Source organism: Azospirillum formosense, assembly GCF_040500525.1.
Lineage (GTDB): Bacteria > Pseudomonadota > Alphaproteobacteria > Azospirillales > Azospirillaceae > Azospirillum > Azospirillum formosense_A.
The window spans coordinates 335,158-354,581 of the sequence record NZ_CP159404.1 but is presented as its reverse complement, the minus strand read 5'-3'; the positions used below and the strand labels follow the sequence as shown (position 1 = coordinate 354,581).

6 protein-coding genes are annotated in these 19,424 nt (G+C 69.6%); 1 reads left to right on the top strand and 5 read right to left on the bottom strand.

The window, feature by feature from the left end; genetic code table 11:
- Nucleotides 1-150 precede the first annotated feature (150 nt).
- Nucleotides 151-537, top strand: a complete 387-nt coding sequence (locus ABVN73_RS22375) for a hypothetical protein (RefSeq protein ID WP_353861393.1) — start codon at nt 151-153, stop codon at nt 535-537.
- Nucleotides 538-580: 43 nt separating this feature from the next.
- Here the strand turns inward: ABVN73_RS22375 and ABVN73_RS22370 are convergent, their stop codons facing one another.
- The 5 genes from ABVN73_RS22370 to ABVN73_RS22350 all read right to left on the bottom strand — a co-directional run bounded on the left by ABVN73_RS22370 (nt 581) and on the right by ABVN73_RS22350 (nt 19,074).
- On the bottom strand, nt 581-2,782 hold the full coding sequence (locus tag ABVN73_RS22370; RefSeq protein WP_353861392.1) for an HlyD family efflux transporter periplasmic adaptor subunit: 2,202 nt from the start codon (nt 2,780-2,782) through the stop codon (nt 581-583).
- Nucleotides 2,783-2,785: 3 nt separating this feature from the next.
- Nucleotides 2,786-4,150: an HlyD family efflux transporter periplasmic adaptor subunit gene (locus tag ABVN73_RS22365; protein ID WP_353861391.1), complete on the bottom strand. Its 1,365-nt coding sequence runs from the start codon at nt 4,148-4,150 to the stop codon at nt 2,786-2,788.
- A complete protein-coding gene (locus ABVN73_RS22360; RefSeq protein WP_353861390.1) occupies nt 4,140-4,823 on the bottom strand; it encodes an efflux RND transporter periplasmic adaptor subunit in 684 nt (227 codons plus the stop codon). Before ABVN73_RS22360 ends, ABVN73_RS22365 begins: the two co-directional genes overlap by 11 nt.
- 244 nt (nt 4,824-5,067) lie before the next feature.
- Nucleotides 5,068-6,774: a TolC family protein gene (locus ABVN73_RS22355; RefSeq protein ID WP_353861389.1), complete on the bottom strand. Its 1,707-nt coding sequence runs from the start codon at nt 6,772-6,774 to the stop codon at nt 5,068-5,070.
- A gap of 195 nt (nt 6,775-6,969) precedes the next feature.
- Nucleotides 6,970-19,074, bottom strand: coding sequence for a DUF4347 domain-containing protein (locus ABVN73_RS22350; protein ID WP_353861388.1), 12,105 nt, complete (start codon nt 19,072-19,074; stop codon nt 6,970-6,972).
- Between the last annotated feature and the right edge of the window lie 350 nt (nt 19,075-19,424).

The following is a 19,424-nucleotide window of genomic DNA, read 5'->3' as shown; positions in this document are numbered from 1 at the left end:
GCCGCGGGCGTCGCGGGACGGTGCGTATGTTACCGTAACACCCCGGTTCGTGACCTGCCTTCACCGCCGGACATCCTCGATCGTTCCCAGAATGCCCGGACTCGCCCAGAGCCATCCCAGGGCTTTCCAATGGTCATAAGGAACCGCCGCATGCGCCTGTTATCCGTCACGTCCTTCGGCACGACCTTCGGGCTTTCCGCCGCCGCCCTGGTGGCGATGCTGGCCGTCGCCACCCCGGCGCAGGCGCAGTTCGGCCTGTTTCTCGGCGGGCGCGGCGGGGTGGATCTGACGGACGAGGACTGGGACCTGTTCCGCAAGGCGCTCGGCGACGCCCTCAACCCCATGGAGGCGGGACGGCGCACCGAATGGAGCAACCCGAAGACCGGGGTGCGCGGGGATGTCGTCGTGCAGAAGGTGCACGAGCGCGACGGGGCGCCCTGCGGGGATGTCCAGGCCAACTTCATCCGGCGCACCGTCCAGCCCTACAAGCTCACCTTCTGCAAGATGGACAACGGGCAGTGGGCGATCGCTCCCTGACGGTCGCGCGGGCGATCGCGGACTGACGGGGAGCTTTCCCCCATTAGAACCCGGTTTCGCGGATCAGCACGGCCAGCGCGGTGCGCCAGAAGCGGTCGGCCAGACTGCGCGCCTCGCCCTCCACGCGGGCCACGCCGCGCGTCTGGTGGGCGGGCCCGGCCTGCGTCCGGTCCAGCGGCGCCAGGGTCACCCGGTACACGGCCTCCACCGGCTTCAGGTTGGACCGCGCGGCCTCGGCGTTCGTGCGTCCCATCGACGGGCCGGTCTGGCTTTCCACCGCGATGGGGCCGCCATGGATCGAGGCCAGGGCGGGAACGTCCAGCCCCTTGACGCCCACCCGGTCCACCGCCGTCACCCGCGCCGCCATGCGGGGGCGCAACGGGTCGTCGGCGTGGAACACCGCATCGGCCCCGACCACCACGCGGGTGAGGTCGTTCTCGGCCACATAGCCGACCAGCTCACCGCGGCCATCCGCCACGATCTGGCCCAGCGCCAGCGACGGTCCCACCCAGCGGCCGGGGCGCAGCGCGTCGGCGACATCCACCACCGTCCCGGCGATCGGCGCGCGGATGTCCAGCCGCGCCAGACCGTCCAGCAGACCCTGCCGGTCGGCCAGCCCGACGGCCAGATCCTCCTCCATCACGCGCACCCGGTCCAGCCCGTCGCGGGCGGCCAGCATGCGGTCGATGCGGTCCTGGGCCAGCGCGATCCGCAGTTCCGACTGCTGCAGCCTGCTGGTCAGCTCCGGCGCCTCCAGGCGGAACAGCAGATCGCCCGCCGCCACGCGCTGGCCGGGCCGGACCAGCACCTCCGCGATGCGGGACGGCACCGGGGCGAACAGGGTCGAGAATCCCTCCGCCCGCCACACCGACGGCACGGCGATGGTGCCGGTGACCGGGACGAAGGCCAGCCAGACCAGCGCGGCCAGACCGCCCAGCGTCATCAGCAGGTTCCGGTTGGGCCGCAGGCTGCCCCGCCGTTCCCACCATTCCTTCGCCTCGTTGACGAGCGGGCGCAGGATGAACCAGCCGACTTCCACCGCGAACAGCACGATTCCCAGCACCTTGATGAAGACGTGATAGACCAGCACCGCGATGCCGATGAACAGCACGAGCCGGTAGACCCAGGTGGCGAAGGCGTAGGCCAGCAACACCCGGTGCATCCAGGGATCGAACCGCTCCGGCACCTCGTCGCCCAGGCCGAACAGCCACTCGCGCAGCCGCCAGCGGGCCAGCGCGAACGCTCGGTCCTGCAGGTTCGGCACGTCCAGCGCGTCGGCCAGCAGGTAATAGCCGTCGAAGCGCATGAAGGGGCTGAGGTTGATCGTCAGCGTCGTCACCCAGCTCACCGTCGCCACGAAGAAGGCGGCGCTGCGCAGCGGGCCATCGGGCAGGAAGCTCCAGGCCAGCGTGGCGAAGGCGGCCAGCGCCAGCTCCGTCAGCATGCCCGCCGCCGCGATGTGCAGGCGGGCACGGCGGGAGACGAGCCGCCACGCGTCGCTGGTATCGGTGTAGAGCACCGGCCACATCACCAGGAAGGCCGCCCCCATGGTCGGCACCCGGCAGCCGAATCGTTTCGCGGTGTAGGCGTGCCCCAGCTCGTGCAGAGTCTTGGTCACCAACAGGGTCACGCCGTAGAGCGCCATGCCCTCCAGCGTGAAGAAATGCAGGAAGGTGTGGGCGAAGCTGTCCCACTGGCGCATCGCCAGGACAAGTCCCAGAATCCCCGCCCCGATCACCGTCCACAACCAGGCGCGGCTGTAGAAGGGCGCGACATAGCGCACCGTGGCGTTCAGGAAGGCGTCGGGACGGACCAGCGGGATGCGGAAGAACAGGTAGTTGTGCAGCAGCCACATCCACCAGGACGTGCGCCGCGCCGCCGTCTGCTTCGCCAGGAAATCGACGTCGGCGCCCTGGGTCAGATTGCTGCCGGCCAGGAACTTGTAGAGGCCGACCACGTCCTCCGCCTCCGGCTGCAGGACCGTCTCGGCGGCCACCGCGGCGGCGATGGCGCGGGGCGATCCGTGATGCCAGCGGGCGATGACCTCGAAGGCGCCGTGGCCGATGCGAAAGTAGCGGTTGCGCACCGGGTCATGGATCGTCCAGCAGGGCGACCCGTCCACGGCCGGCGGGGCCGGAAGCAGCTGCAGCTCCTCGCGCAGCGGCGGCAACCGCACGCTGTCCAGCGGGTCCATCGGCGTGACCGCCGCCGGCCCCGTCGTCATCCCGATGGCGGCGGCGCCCATGGCTCAGAGCCCCACGGTCTGGCGCAGCGCCGCCAGCGGACGGCGGAACAGGTAGAAGGCCAGCGGCACCCGCTCCCCCTGGATCTTGGCGGTGCCGCGCAACCCGATGCGCGGCGTCGGCTGGTCCGGCGCCAGGTCGGCGCGGACGCGGTAGGCCAGGACCCCGCCCGGAGTCAGCCCCGGTTCATAGCTGGCGTGCGAGACGGTGGCGCGCAGCGGGCGCAGCGGGTCGACGTTCAGATAGAGGCTGACCGCCGCGCCCTCCTGGAGCACGATCGCGTCGTTGACCGGCACATGCACGTCGATCTCCGCGGCCAGCGGATCGGCCAGGGTCAGGATGCGCTCGCCCACCGCCACCGGCTTGCCCAGCCAGTCGTTGGCGTCGGTGAAGACGGCGATGCCCGTCCGCTCCGCCTTCACGGTAACGCGGTCCATCAGGTCGCGGGCGAAATCCATCTCCGCCCGGCGCAGCTCCACCTGGGTTTTCAGCTGCGCGATGCGGGCTTTGCTCTGCGGATCGGTGAAGGCCCCCTGCGAGGCTGTCAGCAGTTCCGCCTCCGCCGACGACAGCGCCTTGCGCGCCACCTCCAGGCGGCTCTTCAACACCGTCGCTTCGAACGTGAACAGCGGTTGGCCGGTGGTCACCGGCTCGTTCGGCTGGACGTGGAAGCGTTCGATCACGCCTTCCAGCGGCGCGCTGACGATCAGCGGGTCGCGCGGCGCCACCTCCGCCGGGGCCAGCGTCGATTGCGGCACCGGAATGGCCAGGACCGCCGCCAGGACCGCCGCCACCGCAACCGCCCACATCCCCTTGCGCGCCCGCACGCCGGACCGGCGCCCGGCCCGCGTCAGCGCCCACCAGGCGTGCCCATAGCCGCCGGAGAGCTGCGCGAGCAGCACCTTCTCCCCGTCCGTCCACGCATCGTCGCGGGCCAGCCACAGCACCGCCGTGACCGCACCGTCCGGCCCCGGCAGCGGCACCCAGAGAGCCTGCGCCGGTCCCCACTGCCCCCAGTCGCGGGCCAGCGCGGGCGGCACCTCGGTGGGGGCGATGCCGTGCAGGTTGCGAGCCTCCGCTCCCGCGGCGATGGCCGACGCCACCGCCTCCAGCCAGCGGGTGAAGGGAGCGTCGCGTTCCGGAACGGCGACGTTGGACACCGCTTCCAGCCGCGCCTTGCCGGACGGCGCGACGGTCAGGAAGACTGCCTGCTGGTAGGCGACCATCCGCCGCGTCTGGTTCACGACGAGGAAGCGCAGCGCTTCCGGAGTCTGGGCCTGCCGGGCCTCCTGCTGCAGGTTCAGGAGGAGCAGGAGGCTGTTCAGCGGGTTGGCCGCTTCCATCCGGACGGATGTGACGTCATCGGGCACCTTTGGCCTCCTCCGGCGCATTGAAGCGGGCGGTTCCGCTCATGCCGGCGACCAGGTTCGGGGCGTTGCCCGGCTTGTCGGCCTGCAGCTTGCCCGTCACCTTCAGCGACTGGCTGACCGGATCGACGCGGGCGCCGATCAGGGTCACCTCGCCGTCCAGAGCCTCGCCCGTCTCGTCGATGCGCAGCTCGAACCGCTGGCCGGGCTTCAGCCAGACCAGCCAGGAGGACGGGACGATCAGTTCCACCCGCAGATCGCGGTCGGACAGAACTTCGAGCAGGGCCGTGCCGGCGGGGACCGACTCATGCTCGCGGATCCGCTGCTCCACGACCTTGCCGTCGAAGGGAGCCTTCACGTCGCAGCGGCGGACCTCGATCTCCGCCTTGCGCAGATCGGCGCGGGCGGCCTCGGCCTTGACCTCGGCCATCTCGACCTCGGCCCCGCCGATGGATTTCAACTGTTCCAGGCGTCGGCTCTGCCGCACCGTGACGTCGGCGGCGCGCAGGTTGGCGCGGGCGGCGTCGACCGCCGCCTGATAATGGCTGCAATCGAAGGCGACCAGCGTCTGGCCCGCCTTGAAGGACTGCCCCGCCTCCACGGTCATCCGCCCGATGCGCCCGGCGATCTCGCTGGACAGCACGGCGTGCTGCCGCGCCTCGATCAGCGCGCGCACGCCGCCTTCGGGAACCGGCGCCGGATCCGCGGCGGCAAGCGGCAGAGGAAGCAGCGCGACAGACAGCGCGGCGAGGATACGTGAGGGGCGAAATCGGCACATCATGGCAGAGATTTTCTGCACCCTTTGCTCCGGAAGCGCAACGATCCAGGGACGGCAAGCCGTCCCGTACGCTTATTTGTTTCAGCAGCACCGCACCGGCACAGCCGAAAGGGGGCGACGCCGCTGCGCCGCCCCAACGGCGTCAGCGGGCGGAGGGGCGCCCCAGCGGGGCCAGAGCGCTCGGCGGAACCGAGTAGACCTTCACCGGCTCCGACCCGGTGGACGGGCTGAAGGACACCGTCATCGGGGCGGTCATCGAGGCGGCCGGCAGCGGCGGCAGCTCCGCCACCGTCACGCGCTCCGGCGCCGACGCTTTGCGCGCCGCCGGCTCGTCGCCGCGGGTGGCGACCGGGGCGGTCTTCGGCTCGGTCGCCGTGTCGACCGGAGCCTTTTCGGCCGGGGCTTTCTCGGAGGTCGTGGCCGGAACCAGGAGATCCTGGAGGCGCGCCGTACCGCCGGCCTTCTGCTGCCAGGCGCCCAGCCCGTCGGACACCGCCTGACGGAGCGTCGCAAGATCCTGGGAGGGCACGGCCTCCGGCATCGGATCGACGCCCGCCGACACCATGACGCGGGCGTAGGCGTTCTGCAGGTCGGCGTAGACGAGATCGCGCCGCAGGTCGGAGACGAGTTCCGACACCTCGGCCTGGATCACGCTCATGTCGCCCTGCTGGCCGACCGTGCTGCTGTTGACGTACTGCTGCCGGATGCGGCGGTCGATCGCCGCCTGGTCGGCGTTGAGCGAGAATTCCTGCGACAGCTCGCGGAACTGCACCATCGCAACGCGCACCTGGCTCAGCACCGCCACGCTCAGCGCCTGACGGCGGAAGGCGACCAGGTCCTCCTGCGCCTTGGAGAAGGCGTGGGTGTCCGAGGCCGAGGCCAGGGACAGGATGTTCCATGACACCCGCGCCCCGTAATCGGCCCAGCGCTGGTTCAGCAGGAAGCTGTTGCTGTCGTAATGCAGGCCGGCGTTCAGGTCGATGCCCGGCAGCAGTTTCAGCAGGGCGCGGCGCGTCTCGTCGGCGGTGATGCGGGCGTTGTAGGACTCCTCCAGCAGCTCCGGCCGGTTCAGGAGCGCGTAGGTTTCCAGGGATTCGACCGACGCCGTGATCGCCGGCACGTCCTTGCCGGTGACGTCCGGCGGCATCTGGATGCTGAAGTTCTCGCCCGGCGGAAGCCCCATCAGCGCGCCGAGCTGCGACTTGGCGGCGACCAGCTCGCGCCGCAGCGTCTGGAGCTGGCGCAGCGTGTCGACCAGCGCGCGCTGGTAGGACAGGGTCTGCAACGGGGCCTGGACGCGTTGGGCTTCCAGGGCGTTCGCGTTCTTGCGCGCCGCCTCGATGCGCTTCTCCAGCGGTTCGATCCGCTTCAGCAGCCGCTCCGCCGCGACCGCGCGCCAATAGGACGTGCGCACGTCCTGCAGGATGCCCTGGACGACGCGGCGGCGGCGTTCGTCGGCGATCAGGACGAGGTTGGCGTTCTGGCGGGCGCGCAGGTAGCTGACGCCGAAATCGAGAATGTTCCAGGTGAAGCCCAGGTCGGCGGTCCGGCGATGCCGATCGGTGGCCGTGGTGCTCTCGCCGGTGCGGCGGCCGGTGGCGAGGTTGAGGCTTTCCGACCCGGACTCGTTGTTGCGCCCGGTGTAGCCCGCCCCCGCCACGAGGCGCGGCAGCATGTCGAACCGCGACAGGTCGAGCTGCTGGTTGGCGACCGCCATCTCCATCAGCTTCACGCGCTCATCAAGGTTGTACTTGATGGCCCGCGCCATCGCCTCGTGCATCGACACCGGGCCGGCGATCGGCTCCTGCGGCGACATGATGACCGACATGTCCTCGCGGAGGCGGGACACGTTTTCGTCATCGGTCAGGGGCTTCGGGCTGACGGAACATCCGCTGGCGACCAGCGCGGCGACAGCCAGGGCGAAGGACGCGCGGGCCTTGTGGCCCCGCGGCCGGAGGGAGGGAGCGAACCGGGTCATTCTCGTCGGCAATCCATTTGGAAAGAAAAGCTTAGGCGAAGACGGCGATGGAAGGCGCGGACGGCGCTAGGCCGCCCGGCTTCCCGGTGGAACATGCGTGGTGAGGGCGGCGAGCAACGCCGCGGTTTGGGCGTCGGCTGCGCCATGGATCTGGGCGACCTGACGGGAGAAGGCCGGACGGGCCAGCGCGGTCCCGTCGAGGTCGGCGCGCGGGCCGGGAGCCTGCCCTTGTCCGTCCGGAGCCGCCGGAGCGGTGCCCGGATCGCCGCCCGTCGGCGCGTCGCCGGCCGGCGGCTGTCCTTGCGGCTGGCCCTGCCCCTGCGGCCGTCCTTGCGATCCAGCTTGGCCGTTGGGCCGATTGGCCGGCGCGCTCTCGATGGTGGAGCCGGACCCCGTCTGGCCGCCGGGCCGATTTCCCGGTGCGCCGCCCGGCCCGCCGGACGCGGTCCCGGGGCCTCCGGGCCCCGCGCTGCCGCCCGGAGTGCCGCCAGAGGCGGCCGCCCCAGCCGCGCCGCCCGCAGCACCCGGGCCCGCGACGCCACCGTTCAGGCCGCCGTTGCCCGTTCCAGTGCCTGTCGCCGCACCGCCGGCTGCGGGTCCGCCCGTCGCCGGCCCCCCCGCACCGAAGCCCGTGCCCGAGACACCACCCGCCGAGCCTCCACCGAACGCGCCGCCGGAGCCGGCACCCGCGCCCCCCGGACCGGCGCCAATTCCACCCGCAGCGGTGCCCCCCAGGCCCGATCCGCCCAGGCCCGATCCGCCCAGGCCCGATCCGCCCAAGCCCGAACCACCCAAGCTCGAACCACCCAGGCCCGACCCGCCGCTGACGACGCCGCTCAACCCGGAATTGCTCGACCCGCCGGTGCCGCCGCCCAGAACCCCGCTGGACGAACTTGCGGTTCCGCCACCGGCGGGCGCCCCGCCCATCGCGGAGATGGTGATCGAGCGCCCGGCATCGCTGCTGGACGAGTTGCCGAGGTTGCCGAGGGTGATCGAGCGTCCGGCGTCGGTGCTGCTGTTCCCGTTGCCGGCACCGCCCCCGCTGTTGATGGACGAGCTGGTGATGACGCGACCGGCATCGCTGCTCATCTGCAGGCTGGGCAGGGTCGGCGCGGTGCCCAGAGTCGGCCCGGTCGTCTGCGTTGTCCCGGTCCCTCCGGCGGTCGCCGCCACAGAGTTGGACGAGGACGCCGCCGTCGTGGTGTTTCCGGAGGACGCCGCGACCACCACGGCCGGCGGCGGCGGCGGCGGAGCCACCGAGTAGGTGGTCGTGCCGGCGTTGCCGGTGTTGCCCACGGCATCGCTCGCCTTGGCCGTGATCACATAGCTGCCGACGCTCAGGTCAGCGGCCAGGGCCAGTTGCCAGGCGCCGGACGCGCTGGCGCGCGCCGTGCCGACGGTCTGACCGTTGATCGTCACCGTGACCAGACTGTTGGCCTCGGCGGTGCCCTGCACGACCGGCGTGCTGCCGGCGGTGGTGTTCAGAGTCACCGTCGGGGCAGCCGGCGGCGTGGTGTCGATCGTCAGGGTGGTGACCGCCGACAGGCTGCTGACGTTGCCGGCCCTGTCGGTGGCCTGCACCTGGACGCTGTGGGTTCCGTCGGCCAGCGCCGCCGTGAATTGGAAAGTCCAGGCGCCGTTGGCGTCGGCGACCGCCGTTCCGGCGACCTTGCTGTCGACCAGGACGTTCACCGTGCTGCCGGCTTCCGTCGTCCCGGCCAGGGACGGCGTGGCGATCCCCGAGATCCGCTCGCCTCCCGCCGCACCGGCGACGGTGGCGCTGGTCACCGACGGCGCGGGCGCCACCGGCACCGCGGTGTCGATCACCACGGCCAACGCGTCGGACGGATCGCTGACGATGCCGAACCGGTTGGTCGCCGTGGTGGTGATGCTGTGCGTCCCGTCGGTCAGCGCCGTCTGGAGGCGATGGACCCAGAAGCCGTTCTCGTCGGCCACCGTGGTCCCCACGGCCTTGCCGTCCACCATCACGGTCACCGTGGCGTTCGCCTCCGCGGTGCCGGACAGCGTCGGCCTCGTGACGTTGGTCAGCCGGTCGGTCGCCGACGCGCCGGAGTCGGACAGGCCGCTCAACGCCGTCCCGACCGGCTTCGCCGGGATCGGGGTGTCGATGCGCACCTGGCTGGTGTCGCCCACGCCCATCAGCGTCGTCACCAGCGGACCCTGCGCCGCGTCCGTCACGATGGAGCCGTTCAGCGCCAGCCCCAGGACCGCGATGCCCTGCGGCGCGCGGTCGCCGACCGGAACGACATAGTCGAACCGCAGCAGCGTGCCGGTGCTGCCCGCCGCGTTGTAGACGGCGTTGCGGATCTCGCTTCCAATCGCCAGTTCCAGAACCGGACTGCCGCCATTGATGATGGACGCTTCGCTGAGCTGAACGAAGAAGCTGACCGTCTCGCCCGGCAGATAGGTCCGCGCCGGCGGAGGCGTGACGCTGACCACCGCCGGCGGCGTGCGGTCCACCGACACGTTTCGGGTCGCCTGGGTGGGGTTGCCCGCCGCGTCGGTCAGGCTGGCGGTGACGGTGTAGCTGGTGCCGTCGGTCAGTGCCAGAAGGTCGGTGGAGGGGACCGTCAGGCTCCAACGGTTGTTGGTCACCGTCGTGCTGTAGGTCTTGCCGCTCAGCGTCACCGTGACCGTCTGGCCGTTCTCGACGCCGTTGGTGACGCCCGACACCGTCTGCCCAACGGCGCTGTCCGCCGCGTTCAGCACATTGTCGCCTGCCACGGTGGCGATGGCGAGGGTCGGCGCCGTGCGGTCGACCGAGACGCTGCGAGTCGCCTGGACCGCGGCGTTGCCCGCCACGTCCGTCAGATCGGCGGTGATGGCGTAGGTGCCGCCATCTGTCAGCGCCTGCAGGTCGGTGGAGGGGACCGTCAGGCTCCAGGCGTTGTTGGTCACCGTCGCGCTGTAGGTCTTGCCGTTCAGCGTCACCGTGACCGTCTGGCCGTCCTCGACCCCCGTCGTGGTGCCGGCCACCGTCTGCGGAACCGCGCTTTCCGCGGCGTTCAGCACGTTGTCGCCGGTCACCGTGGTGATCGCGACGGTCGGCGCCGTGCGGTCGAAGGTGACGGTCCGCGTGGCGGAGTCGGTGCTTTCCATCCCGGCGACCGCCTGGCGGACGGTGAAGCCGACCGCACCGTCGAAGCCGGACACGTCGACGCCGGTGAAGCTGTAGGCGCCCGACGCGTCGGCCGTGGCCGTCGCCACCAGCGAACCGTTGGCGTAGAGCCGCACGGTCGTGTTCGCGTTGGCGCCGCTGCCGTCGAAGGTGACGCTGCTCGCCTTGGTGATGTGGTCCGTGTTGCTGACGCCCGTGTCCGACCCGGTGGCGAGCGTCACGGTGCTCGTCAATGCCGCCGGGGTGATCGAGAGGCTGGCGGTGTCCGTGGCCGTGGAGAAGGCGGAGGTGCCGCCGCCGCCCGTCGTCGCCACCTTGGTCCCGGCGGTGCCGCTGCTCTGATCCCAGGCACGGAAGGTGATCGCCGCGCCGAGGACGCCCGCGTTGGCGCCCGTCGGCTGGTAGTAGAGCCGGTCGGTCGGTCGCAACAGCAGCGCGTTGCCGCTGTCGTTCACCGTTCCGACAGCGGTCCAATTGGTGCCGCCATCGGTGCTGTAGAACCAGGTGCCGCCTTCCGACAGGTCCACGCCGACCAGCGCGATGCCGGTGACGGCACCGCTGTCCACGTCGGCCACATTCCCACCGAGCGCCACCAGGGACGACACGGCCACGCCGACGGCGCCGTTGGGCGCGCCAGCGGCCTGGGCGACGCTTGGCAGGGTAAGGACGGTGTCGGTCAGCACCGGCGCGTCGTTCACCGCGATCACGACGAGCCCCGCCGTGGCGCTGTCGGCACTGAACTGGCGGCCGCTTCCCTGCCCGCCATTCGCGGTGGTGTCGTTGCCGACCGTGGTCCCCGCCGTGCCGGTGGTCTGATCCCACGCCTTGAAGGTAATGCCGTTGGCGACCGACCCGTTGTAGTCGGTGTTCGGCACAAAGCGCACGCGGTCGGTGCTGGAAAGCAGCAGGGCCGACATGGCCGAGACGCCGGAGATGGTAGTCCAGCTCCCGGCTCCGGTCTTGTATTGCCACGTGCCGTTGCCGGTATCGGTCGCGGTGATCGCGATGCCCAGCGCGTTTCCGTCGACATCCGTGGCGGTGCCGACGGAGGCGAGGATGGCCGCCACGGTGTCGCCGTCGTTGCTCGTGGCATCCTCGTTGATGGCTGTCAGCCTGCGCGCGTCCGTGCTCAGCACCGGCGCGCTGTTGAGGATCGCCGTGTAGGCCGAGGTCGCCGTCGGCGTGCCGCCCTTGCCGTCGTTGGCCGTCACCACCACACGCAGATACTTGTGGGCATCCGAACTGGTCAATGTGTAGCTGGCGCCGGTCGCCCCGCTGATCGAGGCGGCGTTGGTGCCGTTGGTGTCGTCGGCGCGGAACCACTGGTAGCTGAAGGTCCGGCCGTCGCCGTCGGCGTCCGTCCAGGTGCCGTTCGTCGCGCTCAGCGCGCTGCCCACCGTCGCCGTCCCGCTCACGCTCGGCACCACGCTGTTCACCGGCGCGCTGTTGAGGATCGCCGTGTAGGCCGAGGTCGCCGTCGGCGTGCCGCCCTTGCCGTCGTTGGCCGTCACAACGACCCGCAGGTACTTGTGCGCGTCGGAGGTGGTGAGCGTGTAGCTGGCACTGGTCGCCCCGCTGATCGAGGCGGCGTTGGTGCCGTTGGTGTCGTCGGCGCGGAACCACTGGTAGCTGAAGGTCCGGCCGTCGCCGTCGGCGTCCGTCCAGGTGCCGTTCGTCGCGCTCAGCGCGTTGCCCACCGTCGCCGTGCCCGACACGCTCGGCACCACGCTGTTCACCGGCGCGCTGTTGAGGATCGCCGTGTAGGCCGAAGAGGCGGTCGTCGTGTTGGCGTTGCCGTCGTTGGCCCTCACCACGACACGCAGGTACTTGTGAGCGTCGGAGGTCGTGAGCGTGTAGCTGGCGCTCGTCGCTCCGCTGATCGAGGCGGCGTTGGTGCCGTTGGTGTCGTCCGCCCGGTACCATTGGTAGCTGTAGCTCAGCGGGTCGCCGTCCGGATCGCTCCAGGTGCCGTTCGTTGCACTCAGCGCGTTGCCCACCGTCGCCGTACCCGACACGCTCGGCACCACGCTGTTCACCGGCGCGCTGTTGAGGATCGCCGTGTAGGCCGAGGTCGCCGTCGGCGTGCCGCCCTTGCCGTCGTTGGCCGTCACCACCACACGCAGATACTTGTGGGCGTCGGACGTCGTGAGCGTGTAGCTGGCGCCGGTCGCCCCGCTGATCGAGGCGGCGTTGGTGCCGTTGGTGTCGTCGGCGCGGAACCACTGGTAGGTGAAGGTCCGGCCGTCGCCGTCGGCGTCGCTCCAGGTGCCGTTCGACGCGCTCAGCGCGTTGCCCACCGTCGCCGTGCCCGACACGCTCGGCACCACGCTGTTCACCGGCGCGCTGTTGAGCACCGCCGTGTAGGCCGAGGTCGCCGTCGGCGTGCCGCCCTTGCCGTCGTTGGCCGTCACAACGACCCGCAGGTACTTGTGCGCGTCGGAGGTGGTGAGCGTGTAGCTGGCACTGGTCGCCCCGCTGATCGAGGCGGCGTTGGTGCCGTTGGTGTCGTCGGCGCGGAACCACTGGTAGCTGAAGGTCCGGCCGTCGCCGTCGGCGTCCGTCCAGGTGCCGTTCGTCGCGCTCAGCGCGTTGCCCACCGTCGCCGTGCCCGACACGCTCGGCACCACGCTGTTCACCGGCGCGCTGTTGAGGATCGCCGTGTAGGCCGAAGAGGCGGTCGTCGTGTTGGCGTTGCCGTCGTTGGCCCTCACCACGACACGCAGGTACTTGTGAGCGTCGGAGGTCGTGAGCGTGTAGCTGGCGCTCGTCGCTCCGCTGATCGAGGCGGCGTTGGTGCCGTTGGTGTCGTCCGCCCGGTACCATTGGTAGCTGTAGCTCAGCGGGTCGCCGTCCGGATCGCTCCAGGTGCCGTTCGTTGCACTCAGCGCGTTGCCCACCGTCGCCGTACCCGACACGCTCGGCACCACGCTGTTCACCGGCGCGCTGTTGAGCACCGCCGTGTAGGCCGAGGTCGCCGTCGGCGTGCCGCCCTTGCCGTCGTTGGCCGTCACAACGACCCGCAGGTACTTGTGCGCGTCGGAGGTGGTGAGCGTGTAGCTGGCACTGGTCGCCCCGCTGATCGAGGCGGCGTTGGTGCCGTTGGTGTCGTCGGCGCGGAACCACTGGTAGCTGAAGGTCCGGCCGTCGCCGTCGGCGTCCGTCCAGGTGCCGTTCGTCGCGCTCAGCGCGTTGCCCACCGTCGCCGTGCCCGACACGCTCGGCACCACGCTGTTCACCGGCGCGCTGTTGAGGATCGCCGTGTAGGCCGAAGAGGCGGTCGTCGTGTTGGCGTTGCCGTCGTTGGCCCTCACCACGACACGCAGGTACTTGTGAGCGTCGGAGGTCGTGAGCGTGTAGCTGGCGCTCGTCGCTCCGCTGATCGAGGCGGCGTTGGTGCCGTTGGTGTCGTCCGCCCGGTACCATTGGTAGCTGTAGCTCAGCGGGTCGCCGTCCGGATCGCTCCAGGTGCCGTTCGTTGCACTCAGCGCGTTGCCCACCGTCGCCGTACCCGACACGTTCGGCACCACGCTGTTCACCGGCGCGCCGTTGCCCGCAGCCGTCACCTGCGACGAGTAGGCCGAGGTCGCCGTCGGCGTGCCGCCCTTGCCATCATTCGCCGTCACCACCACGCGCAGGTACTTGTGGGCGTCGGACGTCGTGAGCGTGTAGCTGGCGCCGGTCGCCCCGCTGATCGAGGCGGCGTTGGTGCCGTTGGTGTCGTCGGCGCGGAACCATTGGTAGCTGAAGGTTCGGCTGTCATTATCAGCGTCGCTCCAGGTGCCGTTCGTCGCGCTCAGCGCGTTGCCCACCGTCGCCGTGCCCGACACGCTCGGCACCACGCTGTTCACCGGCGCGCTGTTGAGCACCGCCGTGTAGGCCGAGGTCGCCGTCGGCGTGCCGCCCTTGCCGTCGTTGGCCGTCACAACGACCCGCAGGTACTTGTGCGCGTCGGAGGTGGTGAGCGTGTAGCTGGCACTGGTCGCCCCGCTGATCGAGGCGGCGTTGGTGCCGTTGGTGTCGTCGGCGCGGAACCACTGGTAGCTGAAGGTCCGGCCGTCGCCGTCGGCGTCCGTCCAGGTGCCGTTCGTCGCGCTCAGCGCGTTGCCCACCGTCGCCGTGCCCGACACGCTCGGCACCACGCTGTTCACCGGCGCGCTGTTGAGGATCGCCGTGTAGGCCGAAGAGGCGGTCGTCGTGTTGGCGTTGCCGTCGTTGGCCCTCACCACGACACGCAGGTACTTGTGAGCGTCGGAGGTCGTGAGCGTGTAGCTGGCGCTCGTCGCTCCGCTGATCGAGGCGGCGTTGGTGCCGTTGGTGTCGTCCGCCCGGTACCATTGGTAGCTGTAGCTCAGCGGGTCGCCGTCCGGATCGCTCCAGGTGCCGTTCGTTGCACTCAGCGCGTTGCCCACCGTCGCCGTACCCGACACGCTCGGCACCACGCTGTTCACCGGCGCGCTGTTGAGGATCGCCGTGTAGGCCGAGGTCGCCGTCGGCGTGCCGCCCTTGCCGTCGTTGGCCGTCACCACCACACGCAGATACTTGTGGGCGTCGGACGTCGTGAGCGTGTAGCTGGCGCCGGTCGCCCCGCTGATCGAGGCGGCGTTGGTGCCGTTGGTGTCGTCGGCGCGGAACCACTGGTAGGTGAAGGTCCGGCCGTCGCCGTCGGCGTCGCTCCAGGTGCCGTTCGACGCGCTCAGCGCGTTGCCCACCGTCGCCGTGCCCGACACGCTCGGCACCACGCTGTTCACCGGCGCGCTGTTGAGCACCGCCGTGTAGGCCGAGGTCGCCGTCGGCGTGCCGCCCTTGCCGTCGTTGGCCGTCACAACGACCCGCAGGTACTTGTGCGCGTCGGAGGTGGTGAGCGTGTAGCTGGCACTGGTCGCCCCGCTGATCGAGGCGGCGTTGGTGCCGTTGGTGTCGTCGGCGCGGAACCACTGGTAGCTGAAGGTCCGGCCGTCGCCGTCGGCGTCCGTCCAGGTGCCGTTCGTCGCGCTCAGCGCGTTGCCCACCGTCGCCGTGCCCGACACGCTCGGCACCACGCTGTTCACCGGCGCGCTGTTGAGGATCGCCGTGTAGGCCGAAGAGGCGGTCGTCGTGTTGGCGTTGCCGTCGTTGGCCCTCACCACGACACGCAGGTACTTGTGAGCGTCGGAGGTCGTGAGCGTGTAGCTGGCGCTCGTCGCTCCGCTGATCGAGGCGGCGTTGGTGCCGTTGGTGTCGTCCGCCCGGTACCATTGGTAGCTGTAGCTCAGCGGGTCGCCGTCCGGATCGCTCCAGGTGCCGTTCGACGCGCTCAGCGCGTTGCCCACCGTCGCCGTACCCGACACGTTCGGCACCACGCTGTTCACCGGCGCGCCGTTGCCCGCAGCCGCCACCTGCGACGAGTAGGCCGAGGTCGCCGTCGGCGTGGCACCCTTGCCGTCGTTGGCCGTCACCACCACGCGCAGGTACCTCTGCGCGTCGGACGCCGTGAGCGTGTAGCTGGCACTGGTCGCCCCGCTGATCGAGGCGGCGTTGGTGCCGTTGGTGTCGTCGGCGCGGAACCACTGGTAGCTGAAGGTTCGGCTGTCATTATCAGCGTCGCTCCAGGTGCCGTTCGTCGCGGTCAGCGCGTTGCCCACCGTCGCCGTGCCGGTCACGCTCGGCACCACGCTGTTCACCGGCGCGCTGTTGAGGATCGCCGTGTAGGCCGAAGAGGCGGTCGTCGTGTTGGCGTTGCCGTCGTTGGCCCTCACCACGACACGCAGGTACTTGTGGGCGTCGGAGGTCGTGAGCGTGTAGCTGGCGCTCGTCGCTCCGCTGATCGAGGCGGCGTTGGTGCCGTTGGTGTCGTCCGCCCGGTACCATTGGTAGCTGTAGCTCAGCGGGTCGCCGTCCGGATCGCTCCAGGTGCCGTTCGTTGCACTCAGCGCGTTGCCCACCGTCGCCGTACCCGACACGTTCGGTACCACGCTGTTCACCGGCGCGCCGTTGGAGGCTCCGCCCGTTGTGGAGACGGTGACTTTGACCGGCGCACTCATGAGGTTCCCGGCGCTGTCCTTCGCCACGACATAAAGGTCGTAGTCGGTGCCGGCGGTCAGTCCGGTGATCGAGCCGCTGCCGTCGAATGGGGACGACGACGCGCTCAGGTTGCCAGACTTCAGCGCCGCCCCGCCGCCGGAAGCCGTGCCCGCCTCGACATCCGCGGCGGTCGGAGCCGTCGCGTTGCGGGCGACGAGGACGTAATAGATCGTCCCCGCCTCATTGAGGCTGGCGGACAGGGTGAAGCCAGTGTTGGTGATGCTGGACGTGGCGGCGGCGACGTCGAAGCTCGGCGCCACTTTGTCCACCGTGTGGGTAGCGCCGGTGAAGCCCGCGGCGATGTCGTTGTTCGCCGTGTCCTTGATTCCGGTGCCGGTGCCCTTCAGGTTCAGCCCCAGCGTGCCGGTGCCGGAGATGCCGGTGATCGAAACCGTGTAGACGCTGGCCGACACCTGGGTGACGGTGCCGATCGTGCCGGAGGCCGTTCCGGTCGTCGCCAGCGTGAAGTCGGTGGGGTCCACACCGGACACGTCTTCGCTGAACGTCACCGTGTAGGTGACCGAGGATGCGTTGGCCGCCGGGGTCCCGGACACCGCGATGCTGTTGACCGCCGGGGGCGTGGTGTCGGAGCCAGTGCCGACGGTGATCTGGCTGGTCCGCGCGGTGCTGGTCGTTTCGCCGTCGTTGACGGTGACGGTCGCGGTGCGGGTGCCCGCCGTGGCGCTGCCGGCGGTGTTCTTATACTGGATGAGTTGTAGCACGGCCTGATAGCCCGCCACGCTGGCCGCGCCCCGCAGGGTGATCGTCGACGTGTCGTTGCCGGTGACGCTGATGCCATAGGTCTTGGCCGTCGCCACGGAGGCCGCCAGCATGCTCAGCACTTCCGCCGCGCCGTCGGAGGTGCCGGACAGGGCGATGGTGGCGCCGAGCAGGCGGGTGTCGCTGTCCGTCTGGCTCAGGACGGCGTTTGGAGCGATCAGCACGCCGGTGGCGGGGGTGGAGGTGCTGACGGACTCCCCGGTGCCGGCGCCCGCCCCGTTCAGGTCGACCGACGGCTCGCCCACGTTCCAATGCACTTCGTAGGCGCCGAGGTCGAGCGCACCGTCACGGATGCGGTCGATGCCGCGGATGTCATAGTTCCCGCCGTAGCGGTTCGCGTTGCTGCTGTCGCCGGCGTTGATGAAGGTCGTCGCGGTCGACGCCGGACGATAATCGCGCAGGCTCTTGGTGGCGTTGGTGGAGTCGACGAAGATCGCGTTGCCGGTGATGGCGCCCTGATAATTGTTGCCTGCGTTCAGGGTAATGTTAGCGCTGTTGTAAATGATGGCGTTCGGATCGGCAAAACTTGTCCCGCCAAGATTGCCGGAGTTCCCCGCAATGATCGTGTTGTAAACGTTCACAGTCGCCGATGCACCGGAATAGGTGCCGATGCCCGCTGTCTTGACACCGACAGCGCCGGCATCATTGTTGACGTAGCTGTTGTTGACAATGGTGACGTTGCGTATGTTTACCGTATAGGCAGCCGTGTTGTGAGTTTGCGCAATAATGGAGCCCGGGTAGAGAGCCGAATTCGACCCCATGTTCATGACGTAATTGTTGTCTGCAAACAGACTGTTCTCGATCGTCAGCGTGTCGTTCACCTGCGCACGAACGACCGCGAAGCCCGCCGTACCGGACACCACACCTGTGTTTTCACGGAAAACCGAGTTCTTGATCGTCACGGATGTGGACAGGGTGGTGGTGACGATGACGTTGTTCAAATTGTTCCTGAAGGTTACGCCATCCACTTCGAGCGACCCGTTCTGCAACGTCAGCGGGCCCTGCAGGGCGGAGCCCGAATAAAAGCGCTCCATGATGACGTTTTTGACCGTCAGCGTCTTGCCGGATGCATTGAAGAGAATGCCACGGTAGTCCGTCGTCGCGGGCACGTTGCCGGTGTTGGCGCCGGAGATCGTGATGTCGGCGATGCCGTCGCCATCCACGTCGCCGTTGATCGTGAAGCTCTGAGCCGCCGCCGTCAGGGGGCTTGGGGTGGCTGCCGTGGTAGTGCCGCTCAGTGAAATCTTGCTGGACGTCAGCGTCGAGCTGAACTCGATCACGTCCCCGGCGGCCGCGTTCGTGATCGCATGGTTCAACGATCCCGCCGCCGTTCCGGTCGCCGAGGTGACGACAACGGTTCCCAGCCGGCCGCTGAAGGTCTCCATGGACGCGCGGGCAAAGGGAATCGCCGCCTCGATGGCCCCGCTTTGCACCTCCAGCGTCCAGTTCTGGCCGGCGGCGTTGCCGGTCTCGTCGCCGGACACCGCCACGTCGGCCCCGGTGAGCCGATGGACCGTCTGGACGAACTCCTGCCCCGCCTGTCCGGCGCCCACATTGCAGGCGTAGAAGAGGATGTCGCCGCCGGGCTTCAGCGCGGCGCCGATCGCCTGGAGCTCCTGCCCACGGTTCGCCAGACCGTCCGCCCAATAGGCGCGGCCGGCGATGTAGAGATGGCCCTCGTTGCCGTGGCTGACGACCTGGACGGAATCAAGGCCGGACATCCCGGACAGCGCCTTCGCCATCTGGCCGAGCGCCTCCTGCTGGGGGTCGAGCAGGACGACCTTGGCGTCGGGCGCGATGTCCTTGAGCAGCGTCTGGTAGTCGGACACGCTGGTGTCGACGAACACAACCGACCGGGCCGGTCCCTGGAGCCCGGCGAGCCGCGCCGTCACCGCCGCGGGCTCGGTGAGCGACGGCGCGGAGGAGGCCGGGGGCGCGGCGGCGGCCGGAACCGTCGACTCCCTGATGGCCCAGTCGGCCAGCTTGTCGGCGTCGGCGGCCTTGGCGGCGGCCTGATCGCCCGGCGAAGGCTGGTCGGGCTGCTGATGGACCTCGGCGGCCGTGACGGCGCCCGCCGCGTCGAACATGAAGCGCGGTTCGAGAGCCATCGCGAACATCGATGAGGACGGCTTGCGCGCCATGCCGGAACGCCCGTTCACGCCGTTGCCATTCGAACCACGCTTGCGCGTCATCGCCAGTCTCCCGCCATACGCAACACCGCCCGACCTTACGCCGAAAGCGGTCACCAAAAAGTGAATAACCTGCGGGACCCTACCACCTTTTCACAGTCGTTGACAGGGCATCGGCCTATTCAAGCTGCAAAAGTGCCACCCGATTTGCATAGAACCGCATCATCTGAAAGAATGGCATGTCATAATTCGACGAATTTGCTTCGGCGAAGCGCCTTCTATTTCATTGCTGAAACGAACTCATACGCGGGGATGCTTTTGACGCCAAACGCTCGCCCCTCACAGGGCCATGGCATCGCGGCATCGGACATTTGCGTGCAAAACACCGCACGCCGATGTCACAGGTCCGGCAA

Bases quoted from the DNA above. Each gene is read 5' to 3' on its own strand.
- ABVN73_RS22370 (WP_353861392.1), bottom strand. From the start codon at position 2,782: ATGGGCGCCGCCGCCATCGGGATGACGACGGGGCCGGCGGCGGTCACG.
- ABVN73_RS22350 (WP_353861388.1), bottom strand. From the start codon at position 19,074: ATGACGCGCAAGCGTGGTTCGAATGGCAACGGCGTGAACGGGCGTTCC.
- ABVN73_RS22375 (WP_353861393.1), top strand. From the start codon at position 151: ATGCGCCTGTTATCCGTCACGTCCTTCGGCACGACCTTCGGGCTTTCC.